The following is a 15,741-nucleotide window of genomic DNA, read 5'->3' as shown; positions in this document are numbered from 1 at the left end:
GGCGGGGCAGCCGGAAAGCACTTCGCTCCGCGGCTTGCCCACCCCCGCGGCACCCCTCCGGGTAGCGCGCTCGAACGCGAACCGTACGGGAAAGTTACGACTCTTCACCCCTTCCGGTGGCGCGACGGACAACCGTCCGCCGCGCCACCGGCGCATCCGCTTGGCTTCTCCCGCGGCCGGTCGCCGGACCGGCGGCCGCCGCCACGACGGGAGATTCGGGGGTGCCACTCGTGCGGATCGGACTGCTCACCGAAGGCGGCTATCCGTATGCCGCGGGCGAGGGCCGGCTGTGGTGCGAGCGCCTCGTGCGCGGCCTGCCGCAGCACGAGTTCGAGCTCTACGCGCTGAGCCGCAGCGCCGAACAGGAGGAGCGCGGCCGGGTCGTGCTCCCCGAGCACGTCACCCGCGTCTGGACCGCCCCGCTGTGGGCGCCCGCCGACGACGGCCGCACCCACTCCCGGCGCGAGCGCCGCCGGTTCGCCGACTCCTACGGGGAGCTGGTGGACGGCATCTGCACCGGCCGCGCCGAGCCCTTCGCCGCCGGGCTGTACGGGCTCGCCGAGCTCGCCCGCGAACAGGGCGGCATGTACGCGGCCCTCCGCTCGGAGACCGCCGTGCGGGCGGTGGAGTCCGCCTGCCGGGCGCCCGGCGCCCGCCGCTCCGTCCGGCACGCCCAGGTGGCCGACCTGCTGGAGTTCGCCGACGCCCTGGAGCGGCTGCTGCGCCCGCTGTCCCTCGACTGGTACGAGGACCTCCGCGAGGTGGACGTCTGCCACGCCACGGCGGGCGGGATCGCCGCCCTCCCCGGACTGCTGGCCAAACGCTTCTTCGGAGTGCCGCTCCTGGTCACCGAGTACGGGGTGCGGCTGCGCACCCACTACCTGGACCGCCCCGAGGGCGGCCGCCCCGCAGTGCGCGCGCTCCTCGCCGCCTTCCACGTCCGGCTCGCCTGCGAGATCTACGCCCGCGCCGACCTCCTCACCCCCGGCAACGCGCACGCCCGCCGCTGGCAGGAGCGGTGCGGCGCCACCCGCGACCGGCTGGAGACCGTGTACCCGGGGATGGAGGCGGACCGATTCGCCGCCGTCGGGGAGGACCCCGCCTGCGGCGACCCCGACACGCTCGTGTGGGTCGGCCGGATCGAGCCCGGCAAGGACCTCGTCGGGCTGCTCCACGCCTTCGCGGAGGTCCGCAAGGCAGCCCCCGGCACCAGGCTGCGGATCTTCGGGACCGCCGCCGCGGTCCCCGGCTACCTCGCCGACTGCCGCTCGCTGGCCGCCCAGCTCTTCCCGGACGAGGCCGCCGACGCCGTCACCGCCGAGGAGAACCCCGTCTCGTTCGAGGAGATCGGCGGGCCCGAGGCGGCCACCGCCGCCGAGGCCTACGGCAGCGGCCGCGTCGCCGTCCTCTCCTCCGTCGTCGAGGGCTTCCCGGCCGGGCTCGCCGAGGCGATGTTCTGCGGCCGGGCCACCGTCTCCACCGACGTCGGCGCGGTGTGCGAGGTCATCGGCGGCACCGGCCTCGTCGTCCCGCCCCGCAACCCGCGCGCCCTCGCCGACGCCTGCCTCTCCCTGCTGCGCGACCCCGAGCGGGCCCAGCGGCTCGGCGCGGCCGCCCGGGCCCGCGCCCTGGAGCTGTTCACCGTAGAGCAGAACGTGGCCGCCTTCCGGGAGGCCTACCTGCGGCTCCTCGCCCGCGGACCCGCCCGGCCCGGCACCGGCGTCCCCTTCGGACAGCCCCCCGAGGCCCGCGTCCCCGGCCACTGGACCAGCCCCGGCTGGGCCGACCCCGACCCCGACCCGGACCCCGACGCGGCGGCCGCCGCAGGGCACTCCGCCGGCGCATCCGCCCCGGCCCCCACCACGGAGGCGACCGTATGACCCCCGACGAAGCCGGGGCCGCGGCACCCGTCGCCGCCGCCCCCCGCCGCCGGGCGGCCGGGGACCCCGTCAAGACCCTCCTGCACCGCCACCGGGAGCTGTGCGAGCGGGCCGTGGACCCGCTGGAGATCGCGGCCGGACTGGAGGCCCGCGGCATCACCGACCGCACCGCCGCCCGCTTCCGCCACCGGGACGTCTTCTCCCTCGCCGAGGAGCTCTACGCCCGCACCCCCCGCGGCGACGGGCCCGCCGCGCCCGCCGCGGCCGGCCCCCGCGACGCCCGCGCCCTGCGCGGCCTCGGCCTCGCCCTGCTGCCCGGCGCCGCCGCCCTCGCCGCGGTCGCCGCCGCGCTGCCGTACGCGGGCGCCCTCGCCGCCGCCGCCACCGTCGCCGCGCTCGCCCGGCCCTCCGCGACCGGGCGGACCGTCCGCGGCCGCGGCTCCCTCGCCGTCCACCTCGCCGCCGCGGCCGCCGCCGGCTGGGCCGTCCACCGCCACGGCACCCCGCTCGGCGCCGCCCTCGCCCTCGCCGCCGCCCCCGGCCACCTCGCCGCTGCGGCGTTCGCCGCCCGCGCCCGCAGCCGGCTCGCCGCCAGCCGCGCCCTGGAGGACTTCGCCTCCTCCGCCCGGCCGCTGCTCCTCGCGGCCTGCGCCGCCCAGACCGCCGCCGCCGCGGGCGCCGCCGCCCTCGCCGGGGCACCGCTCGCCGCCGCGGTGCCGCTCGCCGTGCTGTTGTTCCTGGCCCGGCTGCTCCTGTGCCACGGCGCCCCCTGGCCGCCCGTCGCCGCGGCGCTCGCCCTCGCCGCGGTCCCCGCCGCGCCCGCGGCGCCCGCCGCCGCGGCCGGCCTCCTCGCCCTCGCCCTGTCCGTCCTGGCGCGCGCCTCCGCGCACGCCCGGACCTGAGGGCCGCCCGCTCCCCGCGCCGACACGGAAGCGGCGAAGGCCCGCCCCACCCCCTCCCGCCCGACCGAAGAAGAAGGAGACACCGCATGACCGGCCAGCCAACCAACCGAGGGGCCGCGCGATGAGGGTGCTGCTGATCGGAGCCAACGGATACCTCGGCCGCTACGTCGCCGACCGGCTGCTCGCCGACCCCGCCGTCCAGCTGACCGCGCTCGGCCGCGGCGACGACGCCGACGTCCGGTTCGACCTCGCCACCGGCAGCCCCGGCGCGCTCACCCGCTTCCTCGACGCCGTCCACCCGGGCGTCGTCGTCAACTGCGCCGGCGCCACCCGCGGCGGCGCCCGGGAACTGACCCGGCACAACACCGTCGCCGTCGCCACCATCTGCGAGTCCCTGCGCCGCAGCGGCTGCGGGGCCCGCCTCGTCCAGCTCGGCTGCGCCGCCGAGTACGGGCCCAGCCAGCCCGGATCGTCCACCGCCGAGGACGCCGTCCCCAGACCCGGCGGGCCGTACGGCGTCAGCAAGCTCGCCGCCACCGAGCTCGTGCTCGGCTCCGGCCTCGACGCCGTCGTCCTGCGCGTCTTCTCGCCCGTCGGGCCCGGCACCCCCGCCGGCTCCCCGCTCGGCCGGCTCGCCGAGGCCATGCGGCGCGCCATGCAGTCCGGGGACGGCGAGCTGAAGCTCAGCGGACTCGGGGTCCAGCGGGACTTCGTCGACGTCCGGGACGTGGCGCGCGCCGTGCACGCCGCTTCCCTGTCCGCCGCGCAGGGCGTCGTCAACATCGGGACCGGGCGCGCCGTCCGGCTCCGCGACGCCGCAGCCGTCCTCGCCCGGGTCGCGGGGTACGGAGGCACCCTCCATGAGATCGACGTCCCACAGGGCGGACACCCGCAGGGCCACGGGCCGCTCCACGGCGGCCACGGCCGGGCCTCCTCCCTCGCGGCGATCGGCGCGCCCCGCTCCGAGGCCACCGCCGAGCAGCTGGCCGCCGCCCCGCCCGCGGCCGCGTACCCCTATCCGGACGGCTGCGGCGCCTGGCAGCAGGCCGACGTCCGCACCGCCCGGGACCGGCTCGGCTGGCGGCCCAGGATCAACCTGGAGGAGTCCCTCGCGGACATCTGGATGGAGGCGGCGTGCCGCATCTGACCACGCCCGCCCCGGCTGCCGCCGCCACCGGCTCCGGCCGGCCCGGCCTCGGCATCCCCGGCTACGCGCACCCGCTGCTCGCGCCCGTCGAATGGGCCGAGCTGACCCGCCCCGGCACGCCCCTGCACTGGGCCGTGCTGAACGTCACCGACGGCCCCGGCTCCCGGCCCGACCCGCACTGCACCGAGGCGGTGGCCCGGCTCCGCGGGGCCGGCGGCACCGTCCTCGGGCATCTCGCGGTGCGGGACGGCGAGCGGACGTTCGGCGAGCTGGTCTCCGACGCCCACCGCTTCGCCGACTGGTACCGGGTCGACGGCTTCTACCTGGACGGGGCCCCGGCCGACCGGTCCGGGCTCGCAGGGGTGCGCAGGGTCGTCGACACCCTGCGCGGTCTCGGCCCGGACCTGCGGATCGTGCTCGGGCACGGCACCCACCCGAGCGAGGGCTACGCGGACGTCGCCGACCAGCTGGTCACCTTCGCCGGGGCCTGGGCGGACTACCGCTGGTCGCAGGTGGCGGAGTGGACCGCAGACCACCCGCCGGAGCGGTTCTGCCACCTCGTCCACGGCGTGCCGCGCACGCATCTGGAGGAGGCGCTGCGGATCGCCCGCTGGCAGGGCGCCGGGACGATCTGGTTCACCGACCGGCGCGCGGCCCCGAATGAGGACCCCTGGGCGTCAATGCCCGCGTACTGGGACGAAATCGTCTCACGTATCGGACCAGGTGTCTCGGAATGAAGAAGGGCGTGGCAGTGTTACGGGAAGAACCACCGTTCACGCATACCGATCTACGGAGTCCCCGTGTCGCTGCCACCCCTGGTCGAGCCGGCTGCCGAGCTCACCGTCGACGAGGTCCGTCGGTACTCCCGCCACCTGATCATCCCCGACGTCGGGATGGACGGCCAGAAGCGCCTGAAGAACGCGAAGGTGCTGGCCGTGGGCGCGGGGGGCCTCGGCTCGCCCGCCCTCATGTACCTGGCCGCGGCCGGCGTCGGAACGCTGGGCATCGTGGAGTTCGACGAGGTCGACGAGTCGAACCTGCAGCGCCAGATCATCCACAGCCAGTCGGACATCGGCCGCTCCAAGGCGGAGTCCGCCCGTGACTCCGTCCTCGGCATCAACCCGTACGTGAACGTCGTCCTGCACGAAGAGCGGCTCGAAGCCGACAACGTGATGGACATCTTCTCCCAGTACGACCTGATCGTCGACGGCACCGACAACTTCGCCACGCGCTACCTCGTCAACGACGCCTGCGTGCTCCTCGGCAAGCCGTACGTGTGGGGCTCCATCTACCGCTTCGACGGCCAGGCCTCCGTCTTCTGGTCCGAGCACGGCCCCTGCTACCGCTGCCTCTACCCGGAGCCCCCGCCGCCGGGCATGGTCCCGAGCTGCGCCGAGGGCGGCGTCCTCGGCGTGCTCTGCGCGTCCATCGGCTCCATCCAGGTCACCGAGGCCATCAAGGTCCTCACCGGCGTCGGCGAGCCGCTGGTCGGCCGTCTGATGATCTACGACGCCCTGGAGATGCAGTACCGCCAGGTCAAGGTCCGCAAGGACCCCGACTGCGCGGTGTGCGGCCCGAACGCGACCGTCAAGGAGCTCATCGACTACGAGGCCTTCTGCGGCGTCGTCTCGGAGGAGGCCCAGGAGGCGGCCGCCGGCTCGACGATCACCCCGAAGCAGCTCAAGGAGTGGATCGACGAGGGCGAGAACATCGAGATCATCGACGTCCGCGAGAAGAACGAGTACGAGATCGTCTCCATCCCGGGCGCGCGGCTGATCCCCAAGGGCGAGTTCCTGATGGGCAGCGCCCTCCAGGACCTCCCGCAGGACAAGCGGATCGTCTTGCACTGCAAGACGGGTGTCCGCAGTGCGGAAGTCCTGGCGGTCCTGAAGTCCGCCGGCTTCGCGGACGCGGTCCACGTCGGCGGCGGCGTCATCGGCTGGGTCCACCAGGTCGAGCCCGAGAAGCCCGTCTACTAGCGGGCCCTCCCGGGTCCCCCCGGGTCCACCCGTACCGGCCCCCGGCCCCTGCGCGCGACGGCGCGGGGCCGGGGGCCGTCCGGTGTCCGCCGCCGGGTCAGGCGGAGGAGGACTTGCAGACCGTGCCGCCGGACGGCACCTTCCCGTCGAGCAGGTAGGCGTCGACCGCCTTCTGCACGCACGGGTCGCCGCTGTTGTACGCGCCGTGCCCCTGGCCCTCGTACGTCAGCTCCACCCCGACCCCCGGGCCGAGGCGCTCCACCATGCGCCGCGCCCCCTCGTACGGCGTCGCCGGGTCGCCGGTGTTGCCGATCACCAGGATCGGCGCGGAGCCGGCGGCCGACACGTCCGGCGTCTCCCAGGCGCCCTTGACCGGCCAGCCGGTGCAGCTCATCAGCGCCCAGCCGAGGAAGTCCCCGAAGACGGGGGAGGCCTTGCGGAACTCCGCCAGCCGCTCCTTCGTCTGCTCCAGCGTGAACCGCTGTTTCGAGTCCGCGCAGTTGACCGCCGTGTTCGCGGCCCCGATGTTGCTGTAGCGGCCGTTCTCCTGCCGCCCGTTCAGCGCGTCGGACAGTGCCATCAGCAGCTGGCCCTGCCCGCCCTCCGCCTCGTCGATGCCCTGCTCCAGCAGCGGCCACAGCTCCTGCGAGTACAGGGCCTGCGCGATGCCGTTGGTAGCCGCCGAGTCGGTCAGCATGCGCCCGCCGAGGCCCGGGATCGGCTTCTGCGCCAGGCTCTTCTGCAGCCGGAGCACCGTGTCCTCGACCTCCTGGGCGGTGGCGCCCTGGAGGCGGCACTCGTCGCCGCGGTCCACGCAGTCCTGCGCGAAGTTCTCCAGCGCCAGCTGGAAGCCCTTCGCCTGGCCGAGCGCGCTCTGCTCGGAGGTCTTCGTCGGATCGACGACCGCGTCGAAGACGGCCCGCCCGACCTTGTCCGGGAACAGGTGGGCGTAGACCCCGCCGAGCTCGGTGCCGTACGAGATGCCGAAGTAGTTCAGCTTCCCGTCGCCGAGCGCCTGGCGGATCCGGTCCAGGTCCCGGGCGGCGTTCTCGGTGCCCACGTACGGCAGCACCTTCCCCGACCGGGCCTCGCAGGCCTGGTGGTAGCGGCGGATGCCGTCCGCGAACTCCTTCTCCTCCGCCGGCGTCTCCGGCGTGTTGTCCGCGGCGTAGTACGCGTCCAGCTGCCTGTCGGTCTGGCACAGCACGGGCGCGCTGGCGCCGACCCCGCGCGGGTCGAAGCTCACCAGGTCGTAGCGCGAGCGCAGCGCCTGGTACTCCTCGGCCGCGCCGGGCAGCGTGCTGACGCCGGAGCCGCCGGGACCGCCGAAGTTGAACACGAGGGAGCCGAGGCGCCGCTCCTTGTCCCGGGCGGGGGCCCGGATCAGCGCGAGCGGGATCGTCTCCCCGCCGGGGTCGGCGTAGTCGAGCGGCACCCGCAGCGTGGCGCACTGCCAGTCCTTCGGCGGGGCGGGGCCGCCGCCCTGGGCGGCGTCCGGGGCGGCGCAGGCGCCCCACTTCAGCGGCGGCGGCGCCGACCCGGTCCCGTCGGTGCGGGACGGGGTGCCGCCTCCGCCGCCGGAGCAGCCGGCGACGGCGGCCACGGCGAGGACGACGGCGCCGGCGGCGGCCGTCCGGAGGACGTGTCTCGACATGTCCCCATCCTCCGCCGCCCCCGCGGACCCCGCCCGCGCACGCGCCCGTTCGGGTCAGCCGCCCGCGGGCGCGGGCCGCGGCGTCAGATCGCTTCCTTGCGGGTGAGGTAGTTGAACGACAGCCAGCCCGGCAGGACCGGCAGCCAGAACGTCATCAGCCGGAACAGCAGGACCGCCGAGATCGCGACCTCCTTGTCCAGGCCCGCCGCGATCAGGCCCAGCGTCAGCGTCGTCTCCACGGCGCCGATGCCGCCCGGCGTCGGCGCGGCCGAGCCGAGGGCGTTGCCCGCGAGGAACACGACGGCGATGCTCGCGTAGCTCAGCGCCTCGCCGCCGCCGAAGGCGCGGATCGACGCGTCCAGGCACATCACGAAGCAGCCGGTCAGCAGCAGCATCCCGCCGATGCCGGTCATCAGCTTCTGCGGCCGCTGGAGGACGTCCAGCATGCGCGGCACGACACCGGCGAACAGCGCCCGCACGCGTGTCACGACGAACTTCCGCAGGAACGGCACCGCCGTGACGACGAGGACCAGCACGGCCACCGTCAGCAGGCCGGCGATGACCGTCCGGGACGGCGTCATTTCCGGCGTCTTCTCGGTGCCCGTCAGGTAGCCGAACGCCAGCAGCAGCAGGACGTGCGACGCCAGCCCGAACAGCTGCGAGGCGCCCACACTGGCCACCGCCAGCCCCGGCCGGACCCCCGCCCGCTGGAGGAACCGCGTGTTCAGCGCGACGCCGCCGACGGCCGCCGGGGCGACCAGCTTGACGAACGAGCCGGCCACCTGGGCCACCACCGTCCGCAGGAACGGCACCCGCTCCGGCACGAACCCGAGCAGGCTCATCGCCGCGGCGAAGTACGTCAGCGCCGAGAACGCCAGCGCCGCCCCGACCCAGCCCCACTCGGCCTCGCCGACGATCGTCGCGAAGTCGACGTGGGCCAGCTGCGTCAGCAGGAAGTACGCGCCGAACGCGCCCGCGATGAACGACACCAGGGTGCGCGGCCGGATCCGCTCCAGCCGGGCCGGCTCCACCGGCGCCTGCGGCCGGATGAGCAGCACCTGCTTGCGGATCTGGCTGAGCAGGTCCTCCTCGCGGGCCCCCTCCAGCGCATCGTCCAGCGCCCGCTTCTCCGCCTTCCGCTCGGCCGCCGAGGTGGCGGGGACCGCCTTGGCGCCCGCCTTCCCGGCCGCCGCCTCGCGGGCCGCCTTCGCCGCCCGCGAGGACTCCAGCACGGCCTCCCGCTGCCGGTCCGCCCGCTCCCGGGCGAGCCGGCGCAGCGTCGCCCGCGTCGACCGGCTCAGCGCGATCGGCTGCAGCAGCGGCAGGCAGTCCGCCACCGCGTCCGGGCCGAGCACCGACACCGCCGACGCGACCGCGCGCTGCGCGCCGACCCGCAGGCCGAGCGTGGTCAGCAGCTGCGCGATGTCCATCCGCAGCACCAGGTCGCCGGCCGCGATCTCGCCGCCGCGCAGATCCGTGAGGATGACCCTGCCGGAACGATCCACCAGCAGGGCGTCACCCGTCAGCCGGCGGTGCGCGATCCGGCGCGACTGCAGGGCGCGTACCTGCTCCCACGCGTGGCGGGCCAGCCCGTCGGTGATCTCCTCGTCCGGGACCGCGTCCAGCGGCCGGCCCTCCAGGTGCTCGTACACGAGCATCACGGCGTCCGGGCCGAGCTCGGAGGTGGCGATCAGCTTGTGCGCGTTCGCGCCGGCCGCGATCGCCGCGTACGCGAGGAGCGCCTCCTGCTCCAGCGCCTGGCGCAGCGACTGCAGGGAGCGGCGCGTCGTGATCCCGCGCAGGGTCATGCGGCGCCACACCCGGTAGAAGAACCCGTGCGCCTGCTGCTCCCGGTCGACGACGGTGACGTCGAGCGGCGGTCCGTCCTCCAGGGTGACGTGGTAGCGGCGCCCGCGGTCGCTGGCCTCGGAGGCGTCGGCGCCCTCCGGGACCTCGGCGCGCGCCGCGCTGACCGGCTGGAAGCCGACCCGGCGCAGGCCCGCGAGGAGGTTCTGCCCGGTGGGGCGCACGTTCGGGGAGCCGACCGCGTACAGGGTGCCGTACGCGACGCTCCAGCCGATCAGCACCGTCAGGATGATCGAGAACGGGGTGGTGTAGCCGCTGACCAGCATCGCGAAGGCGTCGAGCAGCAGCACCACCCACAGGGCGACCCGCCAGCGCGGCCGTCGCGTCATCCCGACGGCGGTCATGTACGCGATCACGGGCGCGAGGTAGCCGTGCACGGGGTCGGTGGGGGCGCCGCCGGCACCCGCGGCGCGGGTCAGCGCGTCCTGGATGGTGGCCGGCGCTGCCTGGGAGACCCAGAGGTCGGTGGCGAGGGTGACGCCGTGGGCGAGGACGGCGGCGAGGACGCCGTCGGCGATGCGCAGCCCGTCGCGTTTGATCAGCCGTTCGATCGCGAAGGCGACGGGGACGAGGAGGACGGCGATGCTGGACACCAGGCCCGCGACCTTGATCAGGAGGTCGGGGGCGGCCTGGGTGCCCTGGCTGATGTCGTCCTCCAGGCCGGCGGTGGTGCCGTGCGCGAAGGCGGCGATGCCGAGGACGACGGCGATGCCGAGGAGTCCGACGAGGAAGCGGACGAGGTCGGAGGGGCGGTGCACGCGGGCGGCGAGCAGCGGCTCGTCGACCTCGACCTCGTCGGCGGCCGCCGCTGCGGGTGCCGGGGCCGCGGGGGCGGCGGGCGGGCCGTCGGCGGGCGCGCCGGGAGCCCCCGCGGCGGGCGTGCCGGGGTGCGGCTCGGGGCCCGGCTCGGGGCGCGCGCCGTCGTCCTCGGTCGCGCCGTCCGGAGGGCTCACACCCTGCTCCTTCGTCGTCACAGCCGTCTCTTCTTGATCACGTATCACCAGTCACCGCCCGGAAGATGGTGGCACGGCCGGGCGGTCCCGGGGGGCGGCAGGGTGCGCGCCGGTGCGGAAGGAAACGCTCCGCACAGCGGCCCGCCATGTCCGGCACCATGGGCGGAATGAGCGAGGAGCTGCCCGCGTACGCGGAGCGCGTACTGGACGCGGCCGAGCGGATTCCGCCCGGCCGGGTGATGACGTACGGGGACGTCGCCGAATGGCTCGGGGAGGGCGGCCCGCGCCAAGTCGGCCGCGTCATGGCCCTGTACGGCGGCGCCGTCCCCTGGTGGCGCGTGGTGCGCGCCGACGGCAGGCCCCTGCCCGGCAGCGAACCCCGCGCCCTGCAGCACTACCGGGCCGAGTCCACCCCGCTGCGCCTCACCGCGGGCGGCGAGGCCCGGCTCGACATGCCGCGGGCACGCTGGGACGGCGGCGGGCACGCAACGGCGGGCGACGAGGGTCACACCTGACAGCTTCCGCCACGAAGCCCCCCGCGCGCCGGTCGAAAGCCGACCCCGGGACCCGTACGGGCGACCGCCGCCCGCCCGTCCGCACTCCCGCGCACCCGCACGCACCACGCCCCGCAGGACCCCCGCCGCGCGCCCCGGCCGGGGCCGGCGCCCCCACGTGGCACCGGCGCCCGCCCGCCCGAACGGTTCCGCACCTGCCGGCACTGCGCCGGGGCGGGGTTTCGGTGCGTGGTCCGGCCGGACCCGGCGCCCGCACAGGGCAGCGGCAGCCGCCCGCCCGAACGGTTCCGCACCTGCCGGCACCAGGCCGCGGCGGGGCCCCAGCGGGCGCTCCGGCCGGGGCCGGGGCCCGCAGGGGGTACCGGCGGCCGCAGGCCCGGACGCTTCCGTACCTGCCGGCACGACGCCGGGGCGGGACTTCAGGGTGTGGTCCGGTCGGTGCCGGCGCCCGTAGGGGGGATCGGCGGCCACCGGCCCGGACGCCTGCACACCTGCCGGTACCACGCCGGGGCGGGGCCCCGGCGCGTGATGCGGCCGGACCCGGGGCCCGTGCGGGGGGCGGGCGGCCATCGGCCCGACGCTCGCCGCACCTGCCGGCTCAACGCGGGCACGGGGCCCCAGCGGGCGCTCCGGCCGGGGCCGGGGCCCGCACGGGGTACCGGCGGCCGCCCGCCCGGAGCCGTTCGCATCCGCCCGTTCCGCGCCAGGGCGGGACCCCGTCCTGCGGTCCGCGGGCACCCCGGAGGCCGCATCCGGGGCCGGACCTCGGGGAACTGCACGGGGTGCGCCGCTTGCCGTAGCGTTGCCTCTTCGGCGGTCGCGGCCGGCCCCCCGGCGGGCGCCCGCGCGGCGACCGCGGACGCCGCACGACCCGTACGCCCCGCAGCAGCACGAACACCAGGACCGGCACCTCACGTGATCACCTCTTCCACCGACCGCCCCGAGCGGCTGCGTACGCGGACCCCCGACGCGTACCGTCTCGTGCGCAGCGGGCCGGGGCGGGCGGAGCCCCCTGTGCTGGACGCAGCGCAGCAGGCGGTGGTTGACCACACCCGCGGACCGCTGCTCGTCCTCGCCGGCCCCGGCACCGGGAAGACCACCACCCTCGTGGAGGCCGCCGCCGCCCGCGTCGACGACGGGACCGACCCCGCCCGGATCCTGATCCTGACCTTCAGCCGCAAGGCCGCAGTCGAGCTGCGCGACCGCGCAGCCCTCCGGCTCGGCGGCGCCCGCGCCCCGCAGGCCACCACCTTCCACTCCTTCTGCTACGGGCTGGTCCGCGCCCACCAGGACACCGACCTGTTCGCCGACCCGCTGCGCCTGCTGTCCGGGCCCGAGCAGGACGTCATGGTCCGCACCCTGCTGGAGGGGCAGCGCGAGACCCGCTCCATCCGCTGGCCCGACGACCTGCGGGCCGCCCTCACCACCCGCGGCTTCGCCGACGAGGTCCGCGCCGTCCTCGCCCGCGCCCGCGAGCTCGGCCTCGGCCCGGCCGCCCTCGACGCGTTCGCCTCACGGATCGGCCGGCCCGACTGGAAGGCGGCCGCCGCCTTCCTCGCCGAGTACCTCGACGTCCTGGACATGCAGGGCACCCTCGACTACGCCGAGCTGCTGCACCGCGCGGTGCTGCTCGCCGAGCGGACGCCCGGCCTGGCCGCCGCGTACGACGTGATCTACGTGGACGAGTTCCAGGACACCGACGCCTCGCAGCTCCGGCTGCTGCGGGCGCTGGCCGGGCCGGGCGGCACGCTGGTCGCCTTCGGCGACCCCGACCAGTCGATCTACGCCTTCCGCGGCGCCGACATCAACAACATCCTCGACTTCGAGGGCGCGTTCCCCGGGGCGGCCGTACGGGCCCTGACGGTCGGCCGCCGCTCCGCCTCCGCCGTCCTCGCCGCGACCCGGCTGCTGACCACCCGCATGCCGGTGCCTCGGCTGCCCGCGGACGCGGTCCGCGCGCACCGGGGGCTCACGCCGACGCGGGAGGGCGGCCGCGTCGAGGTGTACACGTACCCGACGGCCGGCGCCGAGCTCGACAACATCGCGGACATCCTGCGCCGCGCCCACCTGGAGGAGGGCGTGCCCTGGCAGGACATGGCCGTCCTGGTCCGCGCCGGCGGGCGCACGCTGCCGGCGATGCGGCGCGCCCTGATCGCGGCGGGCGTCCCCGCCGAAACGGACGGCACGGACATCCCCCTCCGCCACGAACCGGCGGTGGCCCCCCTCCTGACGGCCCTCCGCACGGTGGCCCTGGCCACCCCGCCGCCGACCGGGGCCGCGGGCGGCCCCGCCGATACTTCGGCGCAGGACCCGGCGGGTGCCGCTGACGGCACGGCCGACACCGGCGGGTCCGCCGCGGCCGGGCAGCCCGGGGCGGGTGGCTCCGCCACACACGGGCTCGGCCCGACCGCCCCGGGCGGCCCTGCAGGCGAGGCGTCGGTGCACGGCGCCGCGGACGCCGTTGCAGGCGCTGTCCACGGCGGCGGGTCCGCCCTCGCGGGCGGCGGCTTCGGCCCGGCCGGTCCCGTCGGTGGTCGGGACGCCGCGTCCTCCGCTGCCGTCGGAGACAGCTCCGCCGCTGTGACCGGTGCGACGGGTGGGGCGTCCGCCCCGGGCGAGGGGGCCGCGCAGGCCGCCGGTGCCGCTGCCGGCGCGGGTGCGGGCGGTCCCGGCGCCGCCGCTTCGGCGAACACCCCTGGAAAGGCCGGCGCCTTCGCTTCGGCGGACGGCGCTGGCGCGCCGGACGCCGCCGAGGGCGTCGGCGGCGGGGACGCGGACGGGCCGGCCCCCGGCGGGGGCACCGGTGAGGGGTGGATCGGGGTCGAGGCGGCGCTGGCCCTGCTCGCCTCGCCGCTCGGCGGGATGGACGCCGCCGACCTGCGGCGGCTCGGGCGGGCCCTGCGCGACGAGGAGCGTGCGGCCGGCACCGCCGTCCCCGCGCCGTCCGACGTGCTGCTGGCCCGCGCCCTCGCCGAGCCGGAGCGCCTCACCGCGCACGACCCGGCGTACGCGCGGGGCGCCCAGCGCCTCGGCCTGCTGCTGCGCAAGACGCGCGAGCTCCTCCAGGGCGGCGGCACCGCCGAAGAGGCCCTGTGGACCCTCTGGGACGGCACGCCCTGGCCGCAGCGGCTGGAGCGCAGCGCCCGCCGCGGCGGCCCGGCCGGCCGCAACGCCGACCGCGACCTCGACGCGGTCTGCGCCCTCTTCGACACCGCCGCCCGCGCCGAGGAGCGCACCGGCGGCCGCGGCGCCCTGAACTTCCTCGAACAGCTCGAAGCCGAGGACATCGCCGCCGACACCCTCACCCGCCGCGCCACGCGCCGCGAGGCGGTCCGGCTGATGACCGCGCACCGCTCCAAGGGCCTCGAATGGCGCCTCGTCGTCGTCGCCGGAGTCCAGGAGGGCCTCTGGCCCGACCTCCGCCGCCGCGGCTCCCTCCTCGAAGCCGACCGGATCGGCCGCGACGGCCTCGCCGAGCCCCTCGGCGCCGGCTCGCTCCTCGCCGAGGAGCGCCGCCTCTTCTACGTGGCCGCGACCCGCGCCCGCGACCGGCTCGTCGTCACCGCCGTCAAGGCCGCCGCCGAGGACGGCGACCAGCCCTCCCGCTTCCTCACCGAGCTCGGCGTGCCCCCGAAGGACGTCCCGGGCCGGCCCCGCCGCCCCCTCGCCGTCCCGGCGCTCGTCGCCGAGCTGCGCGCCACCACCGTCGACCCCGCCGCCTCGCCCGCGCTGCGCGACGCCGCCGCACGCCGCCTCGCCCGCCTCGCCGCGCTCACCGACGAGGACGGCCGGCCGCTGGTGCCCGCCGCGCACCCGCAGCGCTGGTGGGGCCTGTACGAGCCCACCCGCAGCCGGGTGCCGCTGCGCGACCGCAGCCGGCCCGTCGCCCTCTCCGGCAGCGCCCTGGACCAGCTCGCCAACACGTGCTCCCTGCAGTGGTTCCTCGGCCGCGAGGTCAAGGCCGACACCCCCGCCACCGCCGCCCAGGGCTTCGGCAACGTCGTCCACGTCCTCGCCGACGAGGTCGCCTCCGGCCGCACCCCCGCCGACCTGGCCGTCCTCATGGAGCGCCTCGACTCCGTCTGGGACGCCCTCGCCTTCGACGCCCCCTGGAAGTCCCGCCAGGAGAAGGACAGCGCCCGCGCCGCGCTGGAGCGCTTCCTGCGCTGGCACACCACCGATCGCGGAGGCCGGGCGTCCGTCGCCACGGAGCACGACTTCGACGTCACGCTCGAAGCGGGCGAGTACGCCGTCCGGATCCGGGGCTCCATGGACCGCGTCGAGGCGGACCCGCAGGGGCGGGCGTACGTCGTCGACTTCAAGACCGGCAAGGCGGCGCCGACGAAGGACGAGGTGGCCCGCCACCCGCAGCTCGCCGTCTACCAGCTCGCCGTCCGCGAGGGCGCCGTCGACGAGGTCTTCGACGGGCTGCGCCCCGAGCCCGGCGGCGCGGAGCTCGTCCACCTGCGGCAGGGCGCCGCCAAACGCGACGGCGGCGACACCGCGCCGAAGGTGCAGGCGCAGGACGCGCTGCCGCCCGGGCCGTCCGGCGAGTGGGTCGGGGACCTGCTGGCCACGGCCGCCGGGCGGGTCCTGGACGAGCGCTTCACCCCCGCCCCCGGCCGGCACTGCGACCACTGCTCGTTCCGCAGCTCGTGCAGCGCGCGCCCCGAGGGCCGCCAGACAGTGGAGTGACCTGCCGCACAGACCCGACCCGCCGCGGGGTGCGTGCGGCGGCCGCCGTCCACCGGGCGCACCCGCCGTCACCCGCAGTACGGCACGGCCCGCCGGGCCCGACCGGTCCGGTGCGCGGCGGCCCGCACCCGTCCGCCCGCCCCGGGCGGT

General features: G+C 76.8%; 9 protein-coding genes. 7 read left to right on the top strand and 2 right to left on the bottom strand.

The window, feature by feature from the left end:
• Nucleotides 1-230 precede the first annotated feature (230 nt).
• From IE170_RS16990 to moeZ, 5 genes are all read left to right on the top strand, one after another.
• Entirely contained in the window at nt 231-1,880 is a 1,650-nt protein-coding gene (locus IE170_RS16990; RefSeq protein WP_189810235.1) for a DUF3492 domain-containing protein, read from the top strand.
• Nucleotides 1,877-2,782 (top strand): hypothetical protein, encoded by a 906-nt coding sequence (locus tag IE170_RS16985; RefSeq protein WP_223855970.1) that lies wholly within the window; start codon nt 1,877-1,879, stop codon nt 2,780-2,782. The genes IE170_RS16990 and IE170_RS16985 overlap by 4 nt, the downstream gene beginning before the upstream one ends.
• Before the next feature lie 121 nt (nt 2,783-2,903).
• Nucleotides 2,904-3,929, top strand: coding sequence for an SDR family oxidoreductase (locus IE170_RS16980; RefSeq protein WP_189810234.1), 1,026 nt, complete (start codon nt 2,904-2,906; stop codon nt 3,927-3,929).
• Nucleotides 3,917-4,666 carry a spherulation-specific family 4 protein gene (locus IE170_RS16975; RefSeq protein WP_189810233.1) on the top strand — a complete coding sequence of 250 codons (750 nt, stop codon included), beginning with the start codon at nt 3,917-3,919 and terminating at the stop codon, nt 4,664-4,666. The genes IE170_RS16980 and IE170_RS16975 overlap by 13 nt, the downstream gene beginning before the upstream one ends.
• A gap of 63 nt (nt 4,667-4,729) precedes the next feature.
• Nucleotides 4,730-5,908 carry an adenylyltransferase/sulfurtransferase MoeZ gene (moeZ, locus tag IE170_RS16970; RefSeq protein ID WP_189810232.1) on the top strand — a complete coding sequence of 393 codons (1,179 nt, stop codon included), beginning with the start codon at nt 4,730-4,732 and terminating at the stop codon, nt 5,906-5,908.
• Between the two features lie 97 nt (nt 5,909-6,005).
• Here moeZ and IE170_RS16965 read toward each other — a convergent pair whose 3' ends face one another.
• Nucleotides 6,006-7,562 (bottom strand): alpha/beta hydrolase, encoded by a 1,557-nt coding sequence (locus IE170_RS16965; protein ID WP_189810231.1) that lies wholly within the window; start codon nt 7,560-7,562, stop codon nt 6,006-6,008.
• An 83-nt stretch (nt 7,563-7,645) separates the two neighbouring features.
• The gene (locus tag IE170_RS16960; protein ID WP_189810230.1) at nt 7,646-10,429 is read right to left on the bottom strand and encodes a lysylphosphatidylglycerol synthase transmembrane domain-containing protein; all 2,784 of its coding nucleotides are present in this window, start codon (nt 10,427-10,429) and stop codon (nt 7,646-7,648) included.
• Nucleotides 10,430-10,539: 110 nt separating this feature from the next.
• Here IE170_RS16960 and IE170_RS16955 point away from each other — a divergent pair, with 110 nt between their 5' ends.
• Together IE170_RS16955 and IE170_RS16950 are read left to right on the top strand one after the other, a co-directional pair.
• Nucleotides 10,540-10,896 carry an MGMT family protein gene (locus tag IE170_RS16955; protein WP_308428413.1) on the top strand — a complete coding sequence of 119 codons (357 nt, stop codon included), beginning with the start codon at nt 10,540-10,542 and terminating at the stop codon, nt 10,894-10,896.
• A 981-nt stretch (nt 10,897-11,877) separates the two neighbouring features.
• On the top strand, nt 11,878-15,591 hold the full coding sequence (locus IE170_RS16950; RefSeq protein ID WP_444545711.1) for an ATP-dependent helicase: 3,714 nt from the start codon (nt 11,878-11,880) through the stop codon (nt 15,589-15,591).
• Nucleotides 15,592-15,741: the final 150 nt, after the last annotated feature.

Source organism: Streptomyces toxytricini (assembly GCF_014649915.1).
Classification (GTDB): domain Bacteria; phylum Actinomycetota; class Actinomycetes; order Streptomycetales; family Streptomycetaceae; genus Streptomyces; species Streptomyces toxytricini.
This window is presented reverse-complemented; position numbering and strand designations above follow the sequence as displayed.

Bases quoted from the DNA above. Each gene is read 5' to 3' on its own strand.
- IE170_RS16985 (WP_223855970.1), top strand. From the start codon at position 1,877: ATGACCCCCGACGAAGCCGGGGCCGCGGCACCCGTCGCCGCCGCCCCC.
- IE170_RS16980 (WP_189810234.1), top strand. From the start codon at position 2,904: ATGAGGGTGCTGCTGATCGGAGCCAACGGATACCTCGGCCGCTACGTC.
- IE170_RS16965 (WP_189810231.1), bottom strand. From the start codon at position 7,562: ATGTCGAGACACGTCCTCCGGACGGCCGCCGCCGGCGCCGTCGTCCTC.
- IE170_RS16955 (WP_308428413.1), top strand. From the start codon at position 10,540: ATGGGCGGAATGAGCGAGGAGCTGCCCGCGTACGCGGAGCGCGTACTG.